Annotated in this window: 15 protein-coding genes; 8 read left to right on the top strand and 7 right to left on the bottom strand. The window is 62.7% G+C overall.

Annotated elements, in window-relative coordinates:
* Positions 1-45: 45 nt before the first annotated feature.
* Together FGL95_RS20665 and FGL95_RS20660 are read right to left on the bottom strand one after the other, a co-directional pair.
* Positions 46-726 (bottom strand): hypothetical protein, encoded by a 681-nt coding sequence (locus FGL95_RS20665; protein ID WP_169590294.1) that lies wholly within the window; start codon positions 724-726, stop codon positions 46-48.
* Positions 723-1,745, bottom strand: coding sequence for an alpha/beta hydrolase (locus FGL95_RS20660; RefSeq protein WP_169590292.1), 1,023 nt, complete (start codon positions 1,743-1,745; stop codon positions 723-725). The genes FGL95_RS20665 and FGL95_RS20660 overlap by 4 nt, the downstream gene beginning before the upstream one ends.
* A 100-nt stretch (positions 1,746-1,845) precedes the next feature.
* Between FGL95_RS20660 and FGL95_RS20655 the strand changes: the two genes are divergently transcribed.
* Genes FGL95_RS20655 through FGL95_RS20640 form a run of 4 tightly spaced genes read left to right on the top strand, consistent with a single transcriptional unit; the run spans position 1,846 to position 6,567 of the window.
* On the top strand, positions 1,846-3,414 hold the full coding sequence (locus tag FGL95_RS20655) for a flavin-containing monooxygenase (protein WP_169590290.1): 1,569 nt from the start codon (positions 1,846-1,848) through the stop codon (positions 3,412-3,414).
* Entirely contained in the window at positions 3,411-4,283 is an 873-nt protein-coding gene (locus FGL95_RS20650) for an SDR family NAD(P)-dependent oxidoreductase (protein ID WP_169590288.1), read from the top strand. Before FGL95_RS20655 ends, FGL95_RS20650 begins: the two co-directional genes overlap by 4 nt.
* A gap of 8 nt (positions 4,284-4,291) precedes the next feature.
* Entirely contained in the window at positions 4,292-5,896 is a 1,605-nt protein-coding gene (locus tag FGL95_RS20645; RefSeq protein WP_169590286.1) for a flavin-containing monooxygenase, read from the top strand.
* Between the two features lie 2 nt (positions 5,897-5,898).
* The gene (locus FGL95_RS20640; RefSeq protein ID WP_169590284.1) at positions 5,899-6,567 is read left to right on the top strand and encodes a TetR/AcrR family transcriptional regulator; all 669 of its coding nucleotides are present in this window, start codon (positions 5,899-5,901) and stop codon (positions 6,565-6,567) included.
* On the opposite strand, the gene FGL95_RS20635 is transcribed toward FGL95_RS20640, so the two are convergent.
* Entirely contained in the window at positions 6,550-7,938 is a 1,389-nt protein-coding gene (locus FGL95_RS20635; RefSeq protein WP_169590282.1) for an ABC1 kinase family protein, read from the bottom strand. The two genes, FGL95_RS20640 and FGL95_RS20635, sit on opposite strands and share 18 nt — an antisense overlap.
* A 133-nt stretch (positions 7,939-8,071) precedes the next feature.
* Here FGL95_RS20635 and FGL95_RS20630 point away from each other — a divergent pair, with 133 nt between their 5' ends.
* Both FGL95_RS20630 and FGL95_RS20625 read left to right on the top strand, forming a co-directional pair.
* The gene (locus FGL95_RS20630) at positions 8,072-8,749 is read left to right on the top strand and encodes a TetR/AcrR family transcriptional regulator (protein WP_169590280.1); all 678 of its coding nucleotides are present in this window, start codon (positions 8,072-8,074) and stop codon (positions 8,747-8,749) included.
* The gene (locus FGL95_RS20625) at positions 8,746-9,363 is read left to right on the top strand and encodes a TetR/AcrR family transcriptional regulator (RefSeq protein WP_169590278.1); all 618 of its coding nucleotides are present in this window, start codon (positions 8,746-8,748) and stop codon (positions 9,361-9,363) included. The genes FGL95_RS20630 and FGL95_RS20625 overlap by 4 nt, the downstream gene beginning before the upstream one ends.
* On the opposite strand, the gene FGL95_RS20620 is transcribed toward FGL95_RS20625, so the two are convergent.
* Together FGL95_RS20620 and FGL95_RS20615 are read right to left on the bottom strand one after the other, a co-directional pair.
* Entirely contained in the window at positions 9,360-9,896 is a 537-nt protein-coding gene (locus FGL95_RS20620; protein ID WP_169590276.1) for an SRPBCC family protein, read from the bottom strand. The two genes, FGL95_RS20625 and FGL95_RS20620, sit on opposite strands and share 4 nt — an antisense overlap.
* Entirely contained in the window at positions 9,871-11,448 is a 1,578-nt protein-coding gene (locus FGL95_RS20615; protein ID WP_169590274.1) for a flavin-containing monooxygenase, read from the bottom strand. Before FGL95_RS20615 ends, FGL95_RS20620 begins: the two co-directional genes overlap by 26 nt.
* 111 nt (positions 11,449-11,559) lie before the next feature.
* Between FGL95_RS20615 and FGL95_RS20610 the strand changes: the two genes are divergently transcribed.
* Together FGL95_RS20610 and FGL95_RS20605 are read left to right on the top strand one after the other, a co-directional pair.
* Complete coding sequence (locus FGL95_RS20610; protein ID WP_169590272.1) at positions 11,560-13,302, top strand: putative bifunctional diguanylate cyclase/phosphodiesterase; 1,743 nt, start codon at positions 11,560-11,562, stop codon at positions 13,300-13,302.
* A complete protein-coding gene (locus FGL95_RS20605) occupies positions 13,303-15,054 on the top strand; it encodes a putative bifunctional diguanylate cyclase/phosphodiesterase (protein WP_169590270.1) in 1,752 nt (583 codons plus the stop codon). It abuts the gene before it with no gap.
* Here the strand turns inward: FGL95_RS20605 and FGL95_RS20600 are convergent, their stop codons facing one another.
* On the bottom strand, positions 15,055-15,483 hold the full coding sequence (locus FGL95_RS20600) for a CBS domain-containing protein (RefSeq protein ID WP_169590267.1): 429 nt from the start codon (positions 15,481-15,483) through the stop codon (positions 15,055-15,057).
* A 19-nt stretch (positions 15,484-15,502) separates the two neighbouring features.
* A complete protein-coding gene (locus FGL95_RS20595; protein WP_169590265.1) occupies positions 15,503-16,975 on the bottom strand; it encodes a wax ester/triacylglycerol synthase family O-acyltransferase in 1,473 nt (490 codons plus the stop codon).
* Positions 16,976-17,022: the final 47 nt, after the last annotated feature.

Genomic DNA, 17,022 nt, shown 5'->3' with positions numbered 1-17,022 from the left:
CATTGATTCCATTCGTGTATTTGCTCTCTTTGGGAAAAGCGCCGGCTATGTCGAGAGTTCGAGGACGCCTCGCGGATTCCATGGCATCGGGCCGCTGGGAAAACTGAACCGCACCATTCGGTGGCCCTGCGCAGTCTCGAAGTGCGCGATGAACGGTGGCAAGAACCCCGCGACAACCTTGTCGAGGAGTCCACTGATCTGACTGAAACTCGGTCGGACTCGGACCTGCCACACGTCGAAGCTGCCTGCTGGTACATCTACGCGAGTGTGCTTCTCGACTTTCACCTCCAGCGGCCAGCAGATCGAAAAGGCAAGCCACACCTCGACGGTCTGTTTGGTTCCCTTGCGAAAGTCGAGGCCGCGCAGCAACGTCAGGCCGCCGATCACAGGCATGACCTCGCGAGGAAACGCGGCGACGTTGCCGCCGAACTGGATGTGTTTGGTATGGCTGAAGTAGCCCTCTTCGCGGCTCACGACATCGCCGTCGCTGCGGGTCTCCGCCTTATAAGAGTGCGCGGCCATAGTGGCGCCGTTGCGACGGAAGGTCTGCTCGACGAGGAATGCGAACTCGGTGCCCCTGCTCGCTGAGATCGAGGAGACGTAGGTGTCGTCCTCGTGCTCGATGAGGCTGGTGACTTCCGTGCCACCGTCGACGCCGTCGACTCTGAGGATGTAGACCGACTTCTCGCCGTCGCTGATCGACGGGTCGAGGAAAGGGCTGCTCATGCGGACTCCGCTTCGCGGTCTTGGCTTGCGAAGGGCAGGGAGCGGATGAAGTGGCCACTGCGTCGGAGAGCGGCCTTACCCTCCGGGACGAAATCTGCGCCCGCATGAAAAACGTGAAACTGCCCGGCCCACAGTTCGAGTCGGCCGGGAACTCCCGATATCGCCAGCTTGTCGGCGAGTGCATGCGAATCGGCGGCGAGCAGCTCGTCGGAACCCGTTTGGATCAAGACTGTCGGTAGTGTCGAAAGGTCGGCGCCCAGAATGTCTTTCGTTGCGACGCCCCCGCCGGCGACCATTGTCAGCGCTTGCGCGGCAGCCGCGATGTCTGCCACTGCCTCGATGGCACCCAACGGGAAGAGTGGATCGCGGGAACGTCGATCAGGGCTCTCGCTCCGGGCGAGGAAGAGGTCGACGACCGGCGAAAAGCACAGCACGCCAGCCGGTTTGCCGAAGCCTCGTTCTGCCAGTGCTAGTGCGGTGGCGAGGGCTAGGTAGCCGCCTGCGGAATCGCCCGCCAGCACGATGTTCGCGGGACTGTAGCCCTGTTCGACCAGCCACGCGTGTGCGGCGAGCGCATCGTCTACCGCTGCGCTGATGGGGGATTTGGGCAGCATCCGGTAGTCGACGCTGAGTGCCGGTACGTGGGCATTCGCCGAGAGTCGCGACACGAGTCGTCGATGTGTGCGCAGCCCACAGGTGATGAATCCGCCGCCGTGCAGGTAGAGAATCACTTTGCCGTGTGGCTGTGCGCCTGGTCCGGTGATCAATTCGGCGCGGCAGTCGGGCAGCTCGATCCACTCACGCGTCGTTCCGCGCAACGCGGGCAATAGCAGTCCGGCAATGTCGACCAGTCGGTACGGCCAGGGGAGTGCGGGCCATCGCCCGAACGCGACGAGGACCGGACGCACGAACGCACGGATCAGTGCGGAGAGGATTCGGGAGCGCACACTCGTACCCGGAATGCTCTCGACCGTCATCATCGACGGTGTCTTTCGATGTACCGCTGCAGCGATTTTCATGCGCTGATTAAAGTGAATGATGTATCAGTCTGTCAATCTCGACTTTTAATGAATGATGTGTCAGTCTGGGCGTAGGCAGGCAAAATGGAGGATCGAATTGATGACAAAACCCGACTACCAGGTCGCGATCATCGGGGCGGGTCCGGGCGGCATCTGCGCAGGAGTTCGCCTGAAGCAGGCTGGAATCGACGACTTCGTGATTCTCGAGCGGGAGGACGATTTCGGCGGTAGCTGGCGTGACAACAACTACCCGGGGTTGGGCGTCGACGTTCCCGGCTTCACCTACCAGTACTCGTTCGCGAAGAATCCGCGATGGTCGCGAATGTTTCCACTGCGCAGGGAAATCCTCGATTACCACCGCGAAGTCGCACAGCGCTTCGGTCTCCTCCCGCATGCATGTTTCGGCGTGAACATCCTTCGCCAGGTGTGGGACGAGCATGCAGAGTGCTGGCTCCTGCACACCGCGACCGGCACGCCGATCACCGCTCGATTCGTCATCTCGGCCATCGGTGCCTACATCATCCCGAAGGAAGATCCAGGCATTCCGGGCTACCGCGACTTCACGGGCAAAATCCTGCGCCCGGTCGGCTGGGATCACTCCTACGAACTCGACGGCAAGCGGGTTGCCATCATCGGAACAGGCGCCAGCTCGGTGCAGATCACCCCGACGATCGCACCGAGAGTCGGGACACTCGAGGTGTATCAGCGCACGCCGGTGTGGTGCCTACCCAAACCCGATTTCCGGATGCGGCCGTGGATGCAGAAGCTGCTGGGAATGCCCGGTGTCGGCGCAACGCTCAGCGGCGCAGGCTATCTCGCCGTCGAGGTCGGTCTGGACACCATCACGCAGACGCCTGCCGTGCTCTTCCGGCCCGGTTCGCGAGTGTTCGACAAGCTCGGGCGGGCGCTGTATCGCGCATATCTGCGAACTCAGGTGTCAGACAAAGAAACTCGCCGTGCCTTGACGCCGACGTACGGCGTGCTCGGAAAGCGGCCGACGTTGTCGAACGACTTCGTCCAGGCATTCAACCGTGCCAACGTCGCTCTGATCACGTCGCCAATCGAGCGGATCAGCGCCAACGGCATCGTGACGGCAGACGGCATCGAGCATCCCTGTGACGCAATAGTTCTCGCCACAGGATATGAGCTGTTTTCCGATCCCGAGAGCTACCGGGAGGGTGCGGTCGTCGGGCGCGACGAGTTCGACCTCGGCCGGTTCTACGCCGAGCATCGTCTGCAAGCGTACGAAAGCGTCAGTGTCCCTGGGCTGCCCAACCGGTGGATGCTCGTCGGGCCGTATTCGTGGATCGGCACTGGCTGGCACGCGCTGGTCGAAATCGGCGCGAATCATGCGGTCAACGTGATTGCCGAGGCACTTCGTCGCGAGAGTGACGTCGTCGAAGTGTCGGCGTCGGCGCATGAGACGTACCACCGGATGATCCGGAAACAGGGCGCGAACATCGCGTACTACTTCAACGTCGTCAACAAAGGCCTGCGGACGTATTACGTGAACTCGCAGGGGGATATGCCCTACATTCGGCCGACGTCGCTGTTCAAGGCCCAACGCTCCAGCAAGCATGTCCGGTTCGAGGACTACGAGTTCGGGAGCCGCCGTTCGGTCGGGGAGCTGCGCGACGTCGACGCAGCAGTCGGGATCGTGGCGCTATGAGCAGATATCCCATCATCGACCTCGACGGAGCGGTCGTTGTCGTCACCGGCGGCGCGCGGGGTATCGGCCTCGCCACTGCCAAGCGCTTTCTCGACAACGGCGCGCGGGTTGCTATCGGTGACCTGACCCTCGAAGCGGCGTTGGCTGCCGCTGCAGCGTTGGGCCCCAACGTAACCGGCTTTGCCTGCGACGTCGGCAACAGAGTGTCGTACGAGAAGTTCATCGACGCGGTGGAGGTTCTCCTCGGTCCCATCGATGTGGTGGTCAACAACGCAGGCATCATGCCAGTCGGACCGCTGTTGGAGGAGGACGACGCTGTTGCGGCCGCAACGATGGCCGTCAACTTCTGGGCGCATTACCACTCGATCAAGGTCGTAGCGCCACGAATGGTGGCGCGCGGTCGCGGTCATATCGTGAACGTGACGTCTGCTGCGGGCAAGATCCACTCGCCGGGTTTGGCCAGCTATGTTGCGTCCAAGCACGCGGCGACGGGGCTGTCGCGAAGTGCCCGCGAGGAACTCGCTGGATCGGGTGTCTCGGTCACGGCTGTGCTGCCGGCCGCGGTGCAGACGCAGCTCGTCGACGGCATCCCGTTCCGCTTCGTCGAACGCTTGGGAATCATCTCGCCCGAGTGGGTGGCGCGGACCATCGTGTCCACCATCGATCGCAGGCCCGCGTTGATCGGGGCACCGCCCGGACTTGTCACCCTGCTCAATCTCGCGGCTTTCGTCCCCGACGTGATCTGGCAGCTGGGCAGGCGGCTCACCAACGCGGACCGCGTGATGGGACCGATCGATCGCGTGAGCCGCGAGGAATACGAATCGCGAATCACGGCTCAGACAGTTCGGCTTCCGTCCGCCACACATTGAGGAACCATATGACCAGCTCGAATGTGATCGATACCGAAGAGATTTCGAACTCAGGACCGAAAGCCCCGCAGTACGAGGTCGTCATCATCGGTGGCGGCTTCGGTGGTCTCGGTGCGGCGATCGCCCTCAAACGCGCCGGGATCACCGACTTCGTCATCATCGAGCGGTCCGACGATATCGGTGGGACCTGGTACAACAACCACTATCCCGATGTGGCGGTGGATGTTCCGGGCATCGTGTACCAATTCTCGTTCGAGAAGAATCCGGACTGGTCGCGGACCTTCCCCAAGGGTGCCGAAGTGAAGGCCTACATCGATCACTGCGCAGACAAATACGGACTGCGCGGCCACCTACGGCTGCGGACCGAGGTGATGTCTCGGGAGTGGGACGAAGCCGACCACCTGTGGCGGCTGACTACCGATTCAGGGTCCGTCGTCACGGCACGCTTCGTCATCACAGCACTCGGTGCGTTCGTCGAGCCGAAGACGCCGGATATCGAGGGCCTGGACAGGTTCGAAGGCAAGATCATCCAAACTCAGAACTGGGACCACACCTACGAGCTGGCCGGAAAGCGGGTGGCGGCAATCGGAACGGGCGCGACGTCGGTGCAGATGATTCCCCAGGTCGCCAAAGTGGCCGGGCGATTGGATGTGTATCAGCGCCGAGCGATCTGGGTATTCGCCAAGCCGGACTTCGCAATTCCGCGGGTCGCCCGACTGTTGTTGAAGTACGTGCCAGGCTTGCAGTCCGCTGTCCGCGGCGTGGTCGCCGCGATCGTCGAGGTAGGCCTGGTCGCAATCACCGTGTACGGCAAGCAGGTTGCACCGATTTCGAAGATTCCTGCGTGGGCGACACAGATATTTCTGTTCAGCCAGGTACGTGACCGTGAACTCCGCCGGAAACTCACTCCCGAGTACGGGTTCGGCTGCAAACGGCCGAGTGTGTCGAACAGCTACTACAAGACGTTCACGCGAGACAACGTCGAGTTGATTACGGACGGGATCGCCGAGATCACTCCGACCGGTGTCAAGGACGTCAACGGCATCGAGCGCGATATCGATGTGTTGATTCTTGCTACCGGCTTCGAGATGTCGCATAGCCCTCGGGTTTTCCGGCTACGACCAGTGAAGGGTCGGGACGGCTTCGACTTGGCCGACTTCTACCAGAACGAGCGGGCCAAGGCATACGAAGGCGTCAGCATGCCGCAGTTGCCGAATACGTTCATGATCTTCGGACCGTACGCGTGGAGCGGTAGCTCCTGGCATGTGATGGTGGAGAACGCATCTCGGCACGCGGTGCGCGTCATCACGGAGGCGCGGCGCCGCGGCGCGACTGCCGTAGCCGTCACACAGGAGGCCAACGACCGCTTCTACGACTTCATCAGGCCGCGGTCTACCGACACGCTGATGCACGGAAGGGCATGCGCGAACGCGAACTCGTACTACATCGACCATCACGGCGATTTCTCGTTCCTGCGTCCGACAACTGCCTATCAGTCGACCAAGGCGAGCAAGACTTTCTCCCTCGACGACTACACCTACGAGCGGCTGGAAACACGACAGCCTGTTGGTAAAACGATGTCTGGTTCGCAACCTGATGGGATTATCGTGTAGCAATGCCATCAATCGAGGGTGAGCCGGCCGGTCGGCGGATTCGGGGGCTCAACGCCGACGAACGCCGTCTGCAGCGTCGTCGTCAGCTGCTCGACGCGGCGCTCGAAGTGTTTGCGGCAGAGGGGTATCCGCGTACGTCGATCGAGCAGATCTGCCAGACCGCCTACGTAGGCACCAAGGCGTTCTACGAGGTGTTCGCGAGCAAAGAGGCGTGCTACATCGCTCTTCTGCAAGATTTGACCCAGCAGATCGAAGACAAGGTCCTGGCCGCCATTCGAACGGCGCCCAAAGACGACACCGACCCGATCCCAAGGATTGTCGCCACCTTCGCGCACGCCTTGGTCGACGATCCGCGGGTTGCGCGGGCTACCTTCGGCGAGGCTGCGGGAATTTCCCCAGCGGTCGAACGGCAGCGCAGGGAGAACCGGCGCTGGTCGGCGGCCTTTGTCGAGACGCTGTGGCGCCGGTATGACGACCTGGATCAGAATCAGGATTACAGCCGGATGGCCATCGGTGCGATCGGCGGCATGTTCGAGCTGATTGCCGACTGGCTGCTCGATGCGTCCGATTCACCGACCTTCGAAGAAGTGGAAGTTCTCGTCACCGAGCTCTACGAATTCGCGGAGGTCGTCCGCGTCGGAATCCGTTCTCGCTCAGCTGAGTCCACGTAACTTTCGCTCGCGCCACTGCGCGTCCGCGATGCCTGCGGGCGTGGACGGCGGCTCACCGCACACCCATTCCCGCGCAATTCTGTGCCAGTTCGCCGTCGCCTCCAATTGGCCGATGACGCCGAAGGTGTAGAAGTCCGCGCGACGCGAGAAGAAGTGCTCGGCGGGCAGGTTCTCCTTGTGCATGCGCTCGAAGTCGGTCGACCGCGGATCGGCGATCAGCAGCAGCGCCCCGCCGGCCAGTTCGGCCGTGATCTGCAGTTCGTCGTCGTCGAAGGTCCATGGCGACGCGTCGTACGCGTAGGCCAGCAAGTCGTCGGCCGTGATGTCCGACTCGGTACGTAGGACCGCAGAGCCGCTGAGCAGCGTCCGAAAATCGTCGGCCCGTCCGTCCATAGCTGCGTGTACGGCCGCACGTTCGAAGTCGACAGCGGCGGGTTCCATTCGCTTGAAAAGTCCGAAGTCGACGAACGCGACTCGACCGTCGTTGGCCAGCAGCACATTTCCTGGATGTGGATCGCCGTTGAACTGGTTGTCGAGATAGATTGCGCCGATGTAGAAGCGGTAGACGATCTCGCCGACCGAGTTGCGCGTTTCGGCGTCGAGCTCGCGGATCTCGTCGAACCGCAGGCCTTCGACGAACTCGGTGACCAACACGCGTCGACGGCACAATTCCAGCACGGTGTCGGGCACGAAGATGTTCGGGTGTCCGGCGTAGAACATCGCGAGCTCGTGCTGCGTCTGTGCCTCGTGAACGTAGTCGAGCTCTTCTTCGAGGTGATAGCGAAGCTCGTCCAGAAATGCGCGTGAGTCGAACGTCGGCAAAATCGGCTTCGAGAACTTGAGAAGCAGCGCAAGGTTTTTCAGATCTGCACGAACGGCCGACGCGATCTTTGCGTACTGCACTTTGACTGCAACGGGGCGACCGTCGTGCAGTCGTGCCCGATACACCTGGCCGATCGATGCGGCGGCTATTGGTTCGGGATCGAACTCGGCGAACACCTCGTCGATCGGGCGGCCGAGGTCGTCCTCCAGCACTTTGCGCATGTTGTCGAACGACACCGTCGGTGCGCTGTCTCGAAGGGTCGCCAACTGCCGCTGGAAATGTGCCCGGTGCTCGCGCGGGACCATTTTGACATCGAGGATCGACAGCATCTGCCCGACTTTCATGGCGGCACCCTTCATGCCGCCGAGCATGTCGACCAACTCGTCCGCGGCGTCGATGAACGACTGCGCGACGGCTTCGTCATCGGCGCTCTTCGGATTGGCCAACTTGGCGAAGCGCAGTCGTGCGTTTCGAACCGCTTGCCGCGCCGCGAATTTGCCGATCTTGCCGCTGCGCGCGAGACGGGAGGTCGGTACGCGATCTGCCATCACATGGGCGCCTTCCGGTCGACACAGCGGCGCTCGCGTATCGCGCCGCGCAGGACGGGCTTGATAGACTGATACATCAGTCGATGTCCTGAAAGATTAACCCCGGGACCGATCATAGTCAGGAAAGCCCCTCATGACCGCAGATCCGAACGTGGACGCCGATTCGGCGCCTCGCCGAGGGCGGCCGAAGGAGGCGGGCCTGGCGGAGCGACGCCGCAGGCAGATCGTGGAGTCTGCCTATGTCGTCTTTGCCGAGCGAGGCTACGAGGCGACGGGCATCTCCGACCTTGCTGCACACGCGGGCGTCGGCCAGGGGACTGTGTATCGCTACTTCGCGAGCAAACGCGAGATCCTCGACCACGTCTTCGATTTCAGCGTGGAAAGGCTGTTCGAGGCGGTCGATCCCGAGACGCTGGCGTCGACGCCCACCTCCCTTGCCGAGTTGGTGGAGACGATTCAATTGGCCGCCAATCGGGCTTTTGCACTGATCGAACGAGAGCCGGAATTCCTGCGCCTCATCCTCGTCGAGGCGAGCGCAATCGATCAGGAGCTCAAGGATCGGGTGCTGGGTCTCGAGCAACTTGCGGCGAACTTCCTCGTCAAGTCGCTGCGGCGGGGGATCAAGAGCGGATTCGTCCGGTCCGATGTCGATCCCCAGGTGTTCGCCCACATGATCTTGATGCTGATCCTGCCCGGCCTGTTGCAGGAACTTCGCGGCGAGGGCAGCCCGGAGAATCGGGAGCGCTACATCGGGGCAGTCGTCCACATCATGATGCGTGGTCTGTGCGCACCTATGACGGTGTCGGTATGACATCGACTGCGTTGGACCACAACGCCGTTCGCCGCGCCGAATTAGTGCAGGCCGCATACGGACTGTTCCTGAGCCAGGGCTACCGCAATATCGGAGTCGCCGACATTGTCGCGCGGGTCGGTGTCAGCCACGGCACGTTCTACAACTACTTCGACAACAAGCGACACATCCTCGACGCCGTGATCGATCATTGCCTCGATTTGATCGGACGCCGCGCGCTGGGTTCCGTCGCCGCCGAATCGACTGCCACACTCGACGAGTTCTGTGCAAACTTCCGCCAAGTGGTTGCTCGCGTGTTCGAACTGAACGACGCCGAGCCCGGCATGATGAACTTCATGCTGTTCGAAGCATCGTCGATCGACGGTCACGTGATCGAGCGGATCATGCAGAGCTTGGGTACGTACAGCGCCACGGCGACCGAGCATGTTGCCAACGGCATCTCGCGCGGGTTTCTCGATCCGAGCCTGGACGCCCAAGTCGCTGGGGAAGTGCTGCTGTCGATCATGACGGCTGCCATAGTGTCGGCGGTTCGCGACGGCGAAGACGGGATGGAGCCCGACCAAGTCTGTGCCGGGCTGACCGACTTCGTTCGGGCAGGGTTCGGAACCGGCTAGCCGCGCGCATACGACGGTCCGCGCCGTGACGGCAATTCGCGCACAAGCGCTCGAAGTCCGAACCGGAGTATCGGATTCAGTGCTACGGCAAACCATTTGGCGGGCAGCCACCCGATATAGCGCGGCTTGACCGCCAGCGTCCACCGCAGTCGCGTTCGGGTGCCACCATCGATCGGCTCGATGGCGTATCGCTCGCACCAGGAGCCGAACACGGGGAGGGTCGCGTCGACCGCTGTGTAGACGAGGTGGGAGCCCTTCTCCCAGTGCAGTATCCGCTCGTGCTGGGCGAAGATCAGCCAGTGGTGGAGGAACATTTGGAAGTCGCGCACGGTGCCGGGACCGACTTCCTCGCCTTCCGGATAGCGGCAACCCCACACGGTCGGCAGCCACGACCACATCCGTGGTCCTGAGATGACCGGCCAGATTTCTTCGGGGGTGGCGTCGTATTCGTATTCGATGTAGCTGAGAAACGGTGCCTCGGCGAAGAAGGCTTCATAGCTGTTGGGCTCAATTGGGTTGGCTTTGAAGCGCATCGAGTGGCCTCTCACTGTGGTCGCCGACAGGCAACGTCTCGTAGGTGTAGTCGTCGAGGGGGTAGTTGACACTGTCGCGACGGTTCTGCAGCAACGTTGCTGGGCGCACGTACGGCGAATCACCTTGCGAATTCACGAAGTACGTATTCGACCCTGCGCAATGGACGGAGAAGTAGTACGCGATGTTGCGGCCTTTTCTCATCAGCTCGGCGTGATAGCGGTCCTGTGCGGACTTGCGGACCTCGGTCTTCGTGACCCCACGTGAACGAGCTTCGCCGATGGCGCGGTTGATGTTTCGCATCGCGTTCTCGAGGATGTAGTGGAATGCGGTGCCGGTCCAGGAGTACGGGCCGACCATGATCCAGCGGTTGGGCAGCCCTGCCACCGCGGTGCTGTGATACGCCTGCAAGCCCTGCTCGTTGAAGAACGTCCCGAGATCGAAGCCGTCCCGACCCACGACCGCGCCTTCGCGGTAGCTTTCCGGATCGGAGAACACCTCGTAGCCGGTAGCCAAGATCAACGCGTCGATCTCGCGGGTTGTCCCGTCGGAGCATTCGATGCCCGCTGCGGTGATGCGGGCGATGGGATCGGTTACCAGCTCGACATTTTCGCGATTGAAGACGGGAAGGTAATCGCCGCCGAGAGTGCCCCTCGTACAGCCGGGTCCGTAGGCCGGAACGAGCTTGCGACGAATCTCTGGGTCGCGCACCTTGATTCGGAGCCAGCCCTTGTAGAGACTGCGCGCGACGGAGTCGAACGGCCACGACGCCGCGTTGAACAGCCGACTCGGCGTGTGGACCAGGACGCGCAACGCGAGTTCGATGACGCCGAGGACGATTCCGTCGTGGAGGACGCCGGCCACACCGGGGATTCGCAGAACTTGCTTCAGCCAGCCCGGCATCACGAAGTCGGGTTTCGGGAAGTACCACTGGGTAGTGCGCTGGTAGATGTGGAGGTGCTCGACCAGCGGTGCGATCGACGGAGCGATCTGCACCGTGCTCGATCCGACGCCGATGATGCCGACTCGTTTGCCGCGAAAGTCGTAGTCGTGGTTCCACGCAGCCGGGATCATGACCTCGCCCGCGAAATCGTCGAGCCCAGGGATGGCCGGCTTGTCTTTCGGCCGCAGATAGGCGCCGACGGCGCTGATGACGAACCGAGCGGTGATCTGCCCGCCGCCGGCGATGTGCAAGCGCCACAGGTGGTTTGCCTCGTCCCATTCTTCTTTGACGATGTCGGTGCCGAGTCGAACTTTTCGGTCGAGGCCCGCCGCGCGTGCGACTTCCAGGTGGTATTCCTGAATCTCCTTACCACTGGCGAAGAATCGATCCCAGTCGTGTTTGCGGGCGAACGAGAACTGGTAGGCGAGGGTCGGCAGATCGGCACCGACGCCGGGGTAGGTGTTGAACAGCCAGGTTCCGCCCATCCCGTTCGCACGGTCGATGAGCACCACGTCGGTCACGCCGATTTCGGCGAGCTTCACTCCAGCGCAGATGCCGCCCGCGCCTGCGCCGATGATTGCCACCTCGTACTCGGGCTGTTCTGACCTCATGCGGATATTAAAGCGACTGATATGTCAGTCCGTCAAGAAGTGTGGCTGTTCGGCAAGGTGGCATAGGCGAATCGGGCCAGGTCAGCTGGTTTCGAGCGGTACTGTGACCGGATGGTGGGGCTGCGGGTCACGAGGCTGCAGCAGGTGTGGCTCCAGGCACCCTCCGCGCTGGCGACTCCGGCGGTGATCGGCCGGGTAATTGGTGCGATGTACGCCGTCGGCGGTATCCACGGCGCAATCATCGCGTCGCAAATCGCCACTGATTCGGCGACGCCGGTGGTGTACTCGGCCGCTGCTTTGGCTACAGCGATCGGAATCGCGACCGCAGTGTGGGGCTATCGGCTGTCGCTCGTCCACTACGAGATTCTCGCGTTGCTGGGTTGTGTTTCGCTCGCCTTCGGCCTGACTTTGGTGACCGACGACGCCGCAGCGGTAGGCCTGGCGAGCTTTGCGGTGTGCATCGGAGTGTCCGCTGCATTGTTCTTCGCGTGGACGCACGCAGTCGTCATCAATGCGGTTGCTGTGGCGTGCGTCGTCGTCGGCCTTGGCGCGCGGCATAATCTCACCTGGGCCGCGGGGATCGTGGCAGCCGCAGGGACACTGCTGATCGCTGGATCCGTCGGAATTCTGAGCAGGTTCGCCTCGGATGCCAACGTCGACAGTCTGACTGGGCTGCTGAATCGGCGCGGCTTCGACCACCAACTCGGCTTCGCACTCGCGGATGCAAAGCGGTCCGGCGGGCGGCCTGTTCTGGTCCTGTTCGATCTCGATCGATTCAAGTGGATCAACGATTCGCAAGGCCATCATGTCGGCGACGCGGTTCTTCGGAAGGTCGCCGACGTATGGCGAAGTCACATCGACAAAACGATGATGCTCGCCCGCTACGGCGGCGACGAGTTTGCGTTGTTGTTGCCCGAAGCGACAGAAGACGAAGCGGTCGCGTTGAGCGAGCGCCTTCGCGCATCGATCTCGACCGGCTGCTCGGCGGGTGTGACGTCGTGGCGGCAGGGTGAATCGGGATCGCTGTTGGTCGGTCGTGCCGATATCGCTCTCTATAAGGCGAAGCACTCCGGCGGAAGCCAGACCGCGGTGCAACCGGTGCACGCTTCGGCTGTCGCGTCGGAGTTGCGAAAGGCGATCGAACAGGCCGACATCGCCGTCCACTATGCGCCGATCGTTCGCCTCGGCGGAGATGGCGACATCGTCGGGTACGAGGCGCTGATGCGGTGGAGGTCCGGTGCCGATCCAGGCATCACCCCCGCTGAAGCCATCCGCGTTGCCGAGGGACACGACCTCATCGCAGCCCTCGACCGCATCGTGCTGGAGCGTGCGTGCCGGGAGGTCGCGGAATTCGCTCAGCGTAGTCAGCGCGCATTTCTGCACGTCAACGTTTCAGGGCGAGAACTGGCGGAACGGAACTACGTGGCGACTGTCGAGGAGATACTGAAACGGACACGTTGGCCTGCCGGTCTACTGGTTCTCGAGGTTCAAGAAGCTGTGTTCGACTACGAAACCCCCGCTGTCGTTCGAAACCTGCGGGCCTTGCGCGATCGTGGAATCTGCATCGCCATCGACGATTTCGGTGGCGGTTACTCTTCACTGAGCCAGTTGGAGACGCTGCCGATCGATATGGCCAAGGTCAACCGCAAATTCGTGGCCGCTGCGACGCAGGAGTCCGCCGGTCCGTCGCTCATCGGCGTCGTCGCCGCGCTTGCCGACGCATTGGACTTGCCTGTCATCGCTCGTGGAGTGGAGAATTCGGCGCAGGTCGAAGCGCTGATTGCGCACGGTTACCAATTCGCTCAGGGGTCGCTGTTCGGGGAAGCGCAACCTGCTGACGCATTCGGACGCTGAATGCCCAGTTCACGAATCGAATGGTTGCTCAGGCCTGCGGCGCTCGCCACCCCTGCGGTCATGGCGAGGACCACCGGCACGCTGGCGACCTTCGGGTCGCTCATCGGATTCGTCATCACGGGCCTTGCACCGGCGAAGGCGACGACCCCGTTGTCGTATGCGACTGCGGGTCTCGCGGCAATTCTCGCCGTCGTGTTGCTCACGTTCGGGTGTCGATTCACGCGCCGCCACTACGAGGCTCTGACGTGGTTCGGCATTGCAGTCATGACGGTCGGCACCTACGCGCAGACCACTTCGATCGGGACTGTCGCAGTAGCGACGAATTACGTGCTGTTCTCCGCACTCGCGGGGTTCTTCTTCTCGCTGACCGTCGCTAGCTTGCAGATCGGTGCGTGCGTAGCCGGTTGCCTGGTCCTTCCTGCAATTCGCCCCGAACTTTCTTGGTGGGCGGGGCTTTCCGCGGCTTCGGTCGTGATTTTGGTCGGCACGACAGTCTTCGTGCTGAGCAGGCTGGCCTCGGCGGCCGAGGCGGACAGCCTCACAGGACTGGTCAATCGGCGTGGTTTCGATCGGCGTCTGGACATCGAGATCGAGCGCGCGGAGCGAGACGACAAGACGTTGCTGCTGGTCCTGATCGACATCGACCGGTTCCAGGAGATCAACGAACGGCAAGGGCACGCAGGCGGTGACGAAGCGCTGCGGCACATAGCCAAGACCGGCCGTCGGCTGGTCCGGCCGGAGCATCTGTTCGCCCGCTACGGCGGCGACGAGTTCGCGATCCTCATGCCGAATTCCGACGACGACGAGGCCATCCGGATGTCGGAGTTGCTCCGGATGTCGATCCGCATCGGCTGCTCGGCAGGCGTCACCCGATGGCAGCCGGGCGAATCGGCGTCGTCGCTGGTCAGTAGGGCCGACATTGCGCTGTACCGAGCCAAGCGTGCGGGCCGAAACCGGACGAAAATCGAATCGGGCGCGTGGCCGCCGTTCGCCGCGGAACTGCGCGACGCGATCGACGACGATACGATCAACGTGCACTATCAGCCGATCGTGGAGCTGGCGAGCGGCAATATCGTCGGCGTCGAAGCATTGTTGCGCTGGGCCCCAGCGACTCGACCTGACTTGCGGCCGGACGAGATCGTGCGCATCGCAGAAGACAACGACCTCATCGCAGCCCTGGACCAGAGCGTCCTGCGGCGCGCGTGCCTCGACGCGCTCGAGATGCAACGATCGGTGATCACGAGGCTGGATCTCAACGTCAACGTGTCAGGTCTGGAGATCAACGAGAAGAACTACGCCGACATGGTCGACGACACGCTACGCGCGACTGGTTGGCCGTCCGATCAATTGATACTCGAGGTGACCGAGACCTTCCTCGCCGCCGACACGGAGACTGCGATAGCAAATATCCGCACGCTCCGGGAGCGCGGAATCCGAATAGCCATCGACGATTTCGGCAGTGGCTATTCCTCGCTGAACAGATTGGCGGAATTGCCGACGGACCTGTTGAAACTCGACGCCAACTTCGTTTTCTCGATTACGCCCACCTCCGGACCGCCCAGATTGCTCGCTGCAGTGGCGGCGCTGGGTGTGGCGCTCGAATTGCCGGTGATTGCCGAGGGTGTCGAGACCGCGAGCCAGGATGCTGCCGTCAAGTCGATCGGATTTCGATTCGCGCAGGGCTATTTCTACGGACGGCCGGAGCCTGCAGGCGCGTTCATCGCGGCGGCTGCCGCGTCGACGCGAAGGTAGTCAGCCCTGCGCGATGTAGGACTCCAATTGCTCACGGTCGCTTTCCAACTCGCTCATCCGGCTCTTCACCACGTCGCCGATACTGACGATCCCGGCAAGCTTCGCCTCGACGAGGACCGGCATGTGTCGGATCCGCAAGTCGGTCATTCTCGCGGCGAGGCTGTCGACGGTGTCGTCGGGGGAGCAGGACACCACATCTTTGGTCATGATGTCCGACACCCGAACCTGCAGTAGGTCGGGACCGCGCACGTGGAGCTGGCGCACCACGTCGCGTTCGGACACGATTCCGACGACAGCGTCGCCTTCGACGACCACCAATGCGCCGACATTGCGCCACGCCAACTGCGCAATGAGGCCGGCCACTGTCTCGTCGCGACCGATCGTCGCGACGTCGGCACCCTTGTGTTTCATCACATCAGAGATCCGCATCTGGCTACACCCCGATCCTTCAGGTCCGGCGAAATGTGCGGTTAATCCAGGCTAGTCGCGGTGCGGGCTCCGCGATAGATGCCGGTGCAGTGTCGATACCGGCAGCGGCGGCCATATCGTCGACCGCGCGATCGAACGCCTCCCGGAGACGACCGACCGGCGGGTCCAGCGCGCGATCGGTATGGAATCCGAAATGCATTGTGCCGTCGTAGGAGAACGCCCCCACGTTGAGTCCCTGATCGGCCGGATTGAGCGGCACGATGGGGTACATCTCCAGCACGCGACGGCCGTTGAGATACAGCGGCGCGGTGGGCCCTGGCACGTTCGAAACCACGAGGTTGTGCGACGGGAAATCGATTCCCGCACTCAGTACGGTCGACAGCGCGGGGGACAGTAGCGGAGGAGCGAGCCCGCCCACGACCACGAAAATGGCACCCGCCATCACGCCGCCCGCGCTTTTGAGCTCGTCCATCCGCTCGCCGACGATCTCGACCCTGCGCAACGGATCAGGTTCGGCGACAGGTAGTTCGACGATGACGACCGAGATCCGATTGCCCCCGACTTCGCCTTCTCGACGGATGCTGACCGGGACCAGAGTGGTCGGATCCCGCTCCAGCGCGTCGGGATCGACGCCTGCCTCGCGCAGATAGATCGCGAGCGCGCCGGTGACAATGGCGAGCAGGACGTCGTTGACCGTGCGATCGGTGGCCTCGGCGATCGATTTGATGATCTCGAGGGGCGCGGTCGTGCAGTCGTACGAGCGGTTCGCCGAAATGGTTCTGTTGAAAGGGGTTTCGACTGCGGGTGGCCTGCTGCGGAGGAGTTCGCGGAGCACGTCGGCGGCTTCGCGGAGGTCCGCGGCCGCGGTGGACGGCGAAGTTTCGAGCACGCGAGTCGTGCCCTCGACGACGAGCCGCTGTGTTTTCGACAAGGGCTTGACGGCAAATCGCCTCGCCTGCCTAAGCAGCAAGCCCGGACGTTCTTCCTCGGTCTCGGGCGCTGGCTCGCACGGTTCGGCTTCCGGCTCGATATCGAGGACCGTCATGCCGATCCCGAGGGCCGATGCGCCATCGACGAGCGCGTGATGCATCTTCATGATGATCGCGATGCGGCCGTCGGCGAGACCGTTTACGACGTGCAGTTCCCACAACGGTCGCGAGCGGTCGAGCCGGCGCGACATCTCGTTGCCGACGTGGCGCATCAATTCGTCCTGACCGCCCGGTGCAGGCAGCATGGCCAGGCGGACGTGCACCTCCACGTCGAAGTCGTCGTCATCGACCCAGACGGCGTTCGACAGTCCGGTCCGGCCCTCGTCGAGCTTCTGCCTGCACCGCGGAACCAGGTGAATACGCTCCCTGATCCGGTTGCAGATCTCGTCGTAGGAAAGGCCGGGACCGGCTTCGACGAAGATCAGGCTGCCGATCGTCATGTTGACCGGCCCGACCTCGCCGACCAGCGACGACCTGTCCAGCGGCGACAGTGGGTGCGACATGAGACGTATCGTTGCACCGCGAACTCCCAGATGAGCGGCTTTTCGCG

It is taken from the genome of Antrihabitans stalactiti (assembly GCF_012932915.1).
Taxonomy (GTDB): domain Bacteria; phylum Actinomycetota; class Actinomycetes; order Mycobacteriales; family Mycobacteriaceae; genus Antrihabitans; species Antrihabitans stalactiti.
The sequence above is the reverse complement of the archived record's forward strand: the minus strand, read 5'-3'. Positions and strand labels throughout refer to the sequence as shown.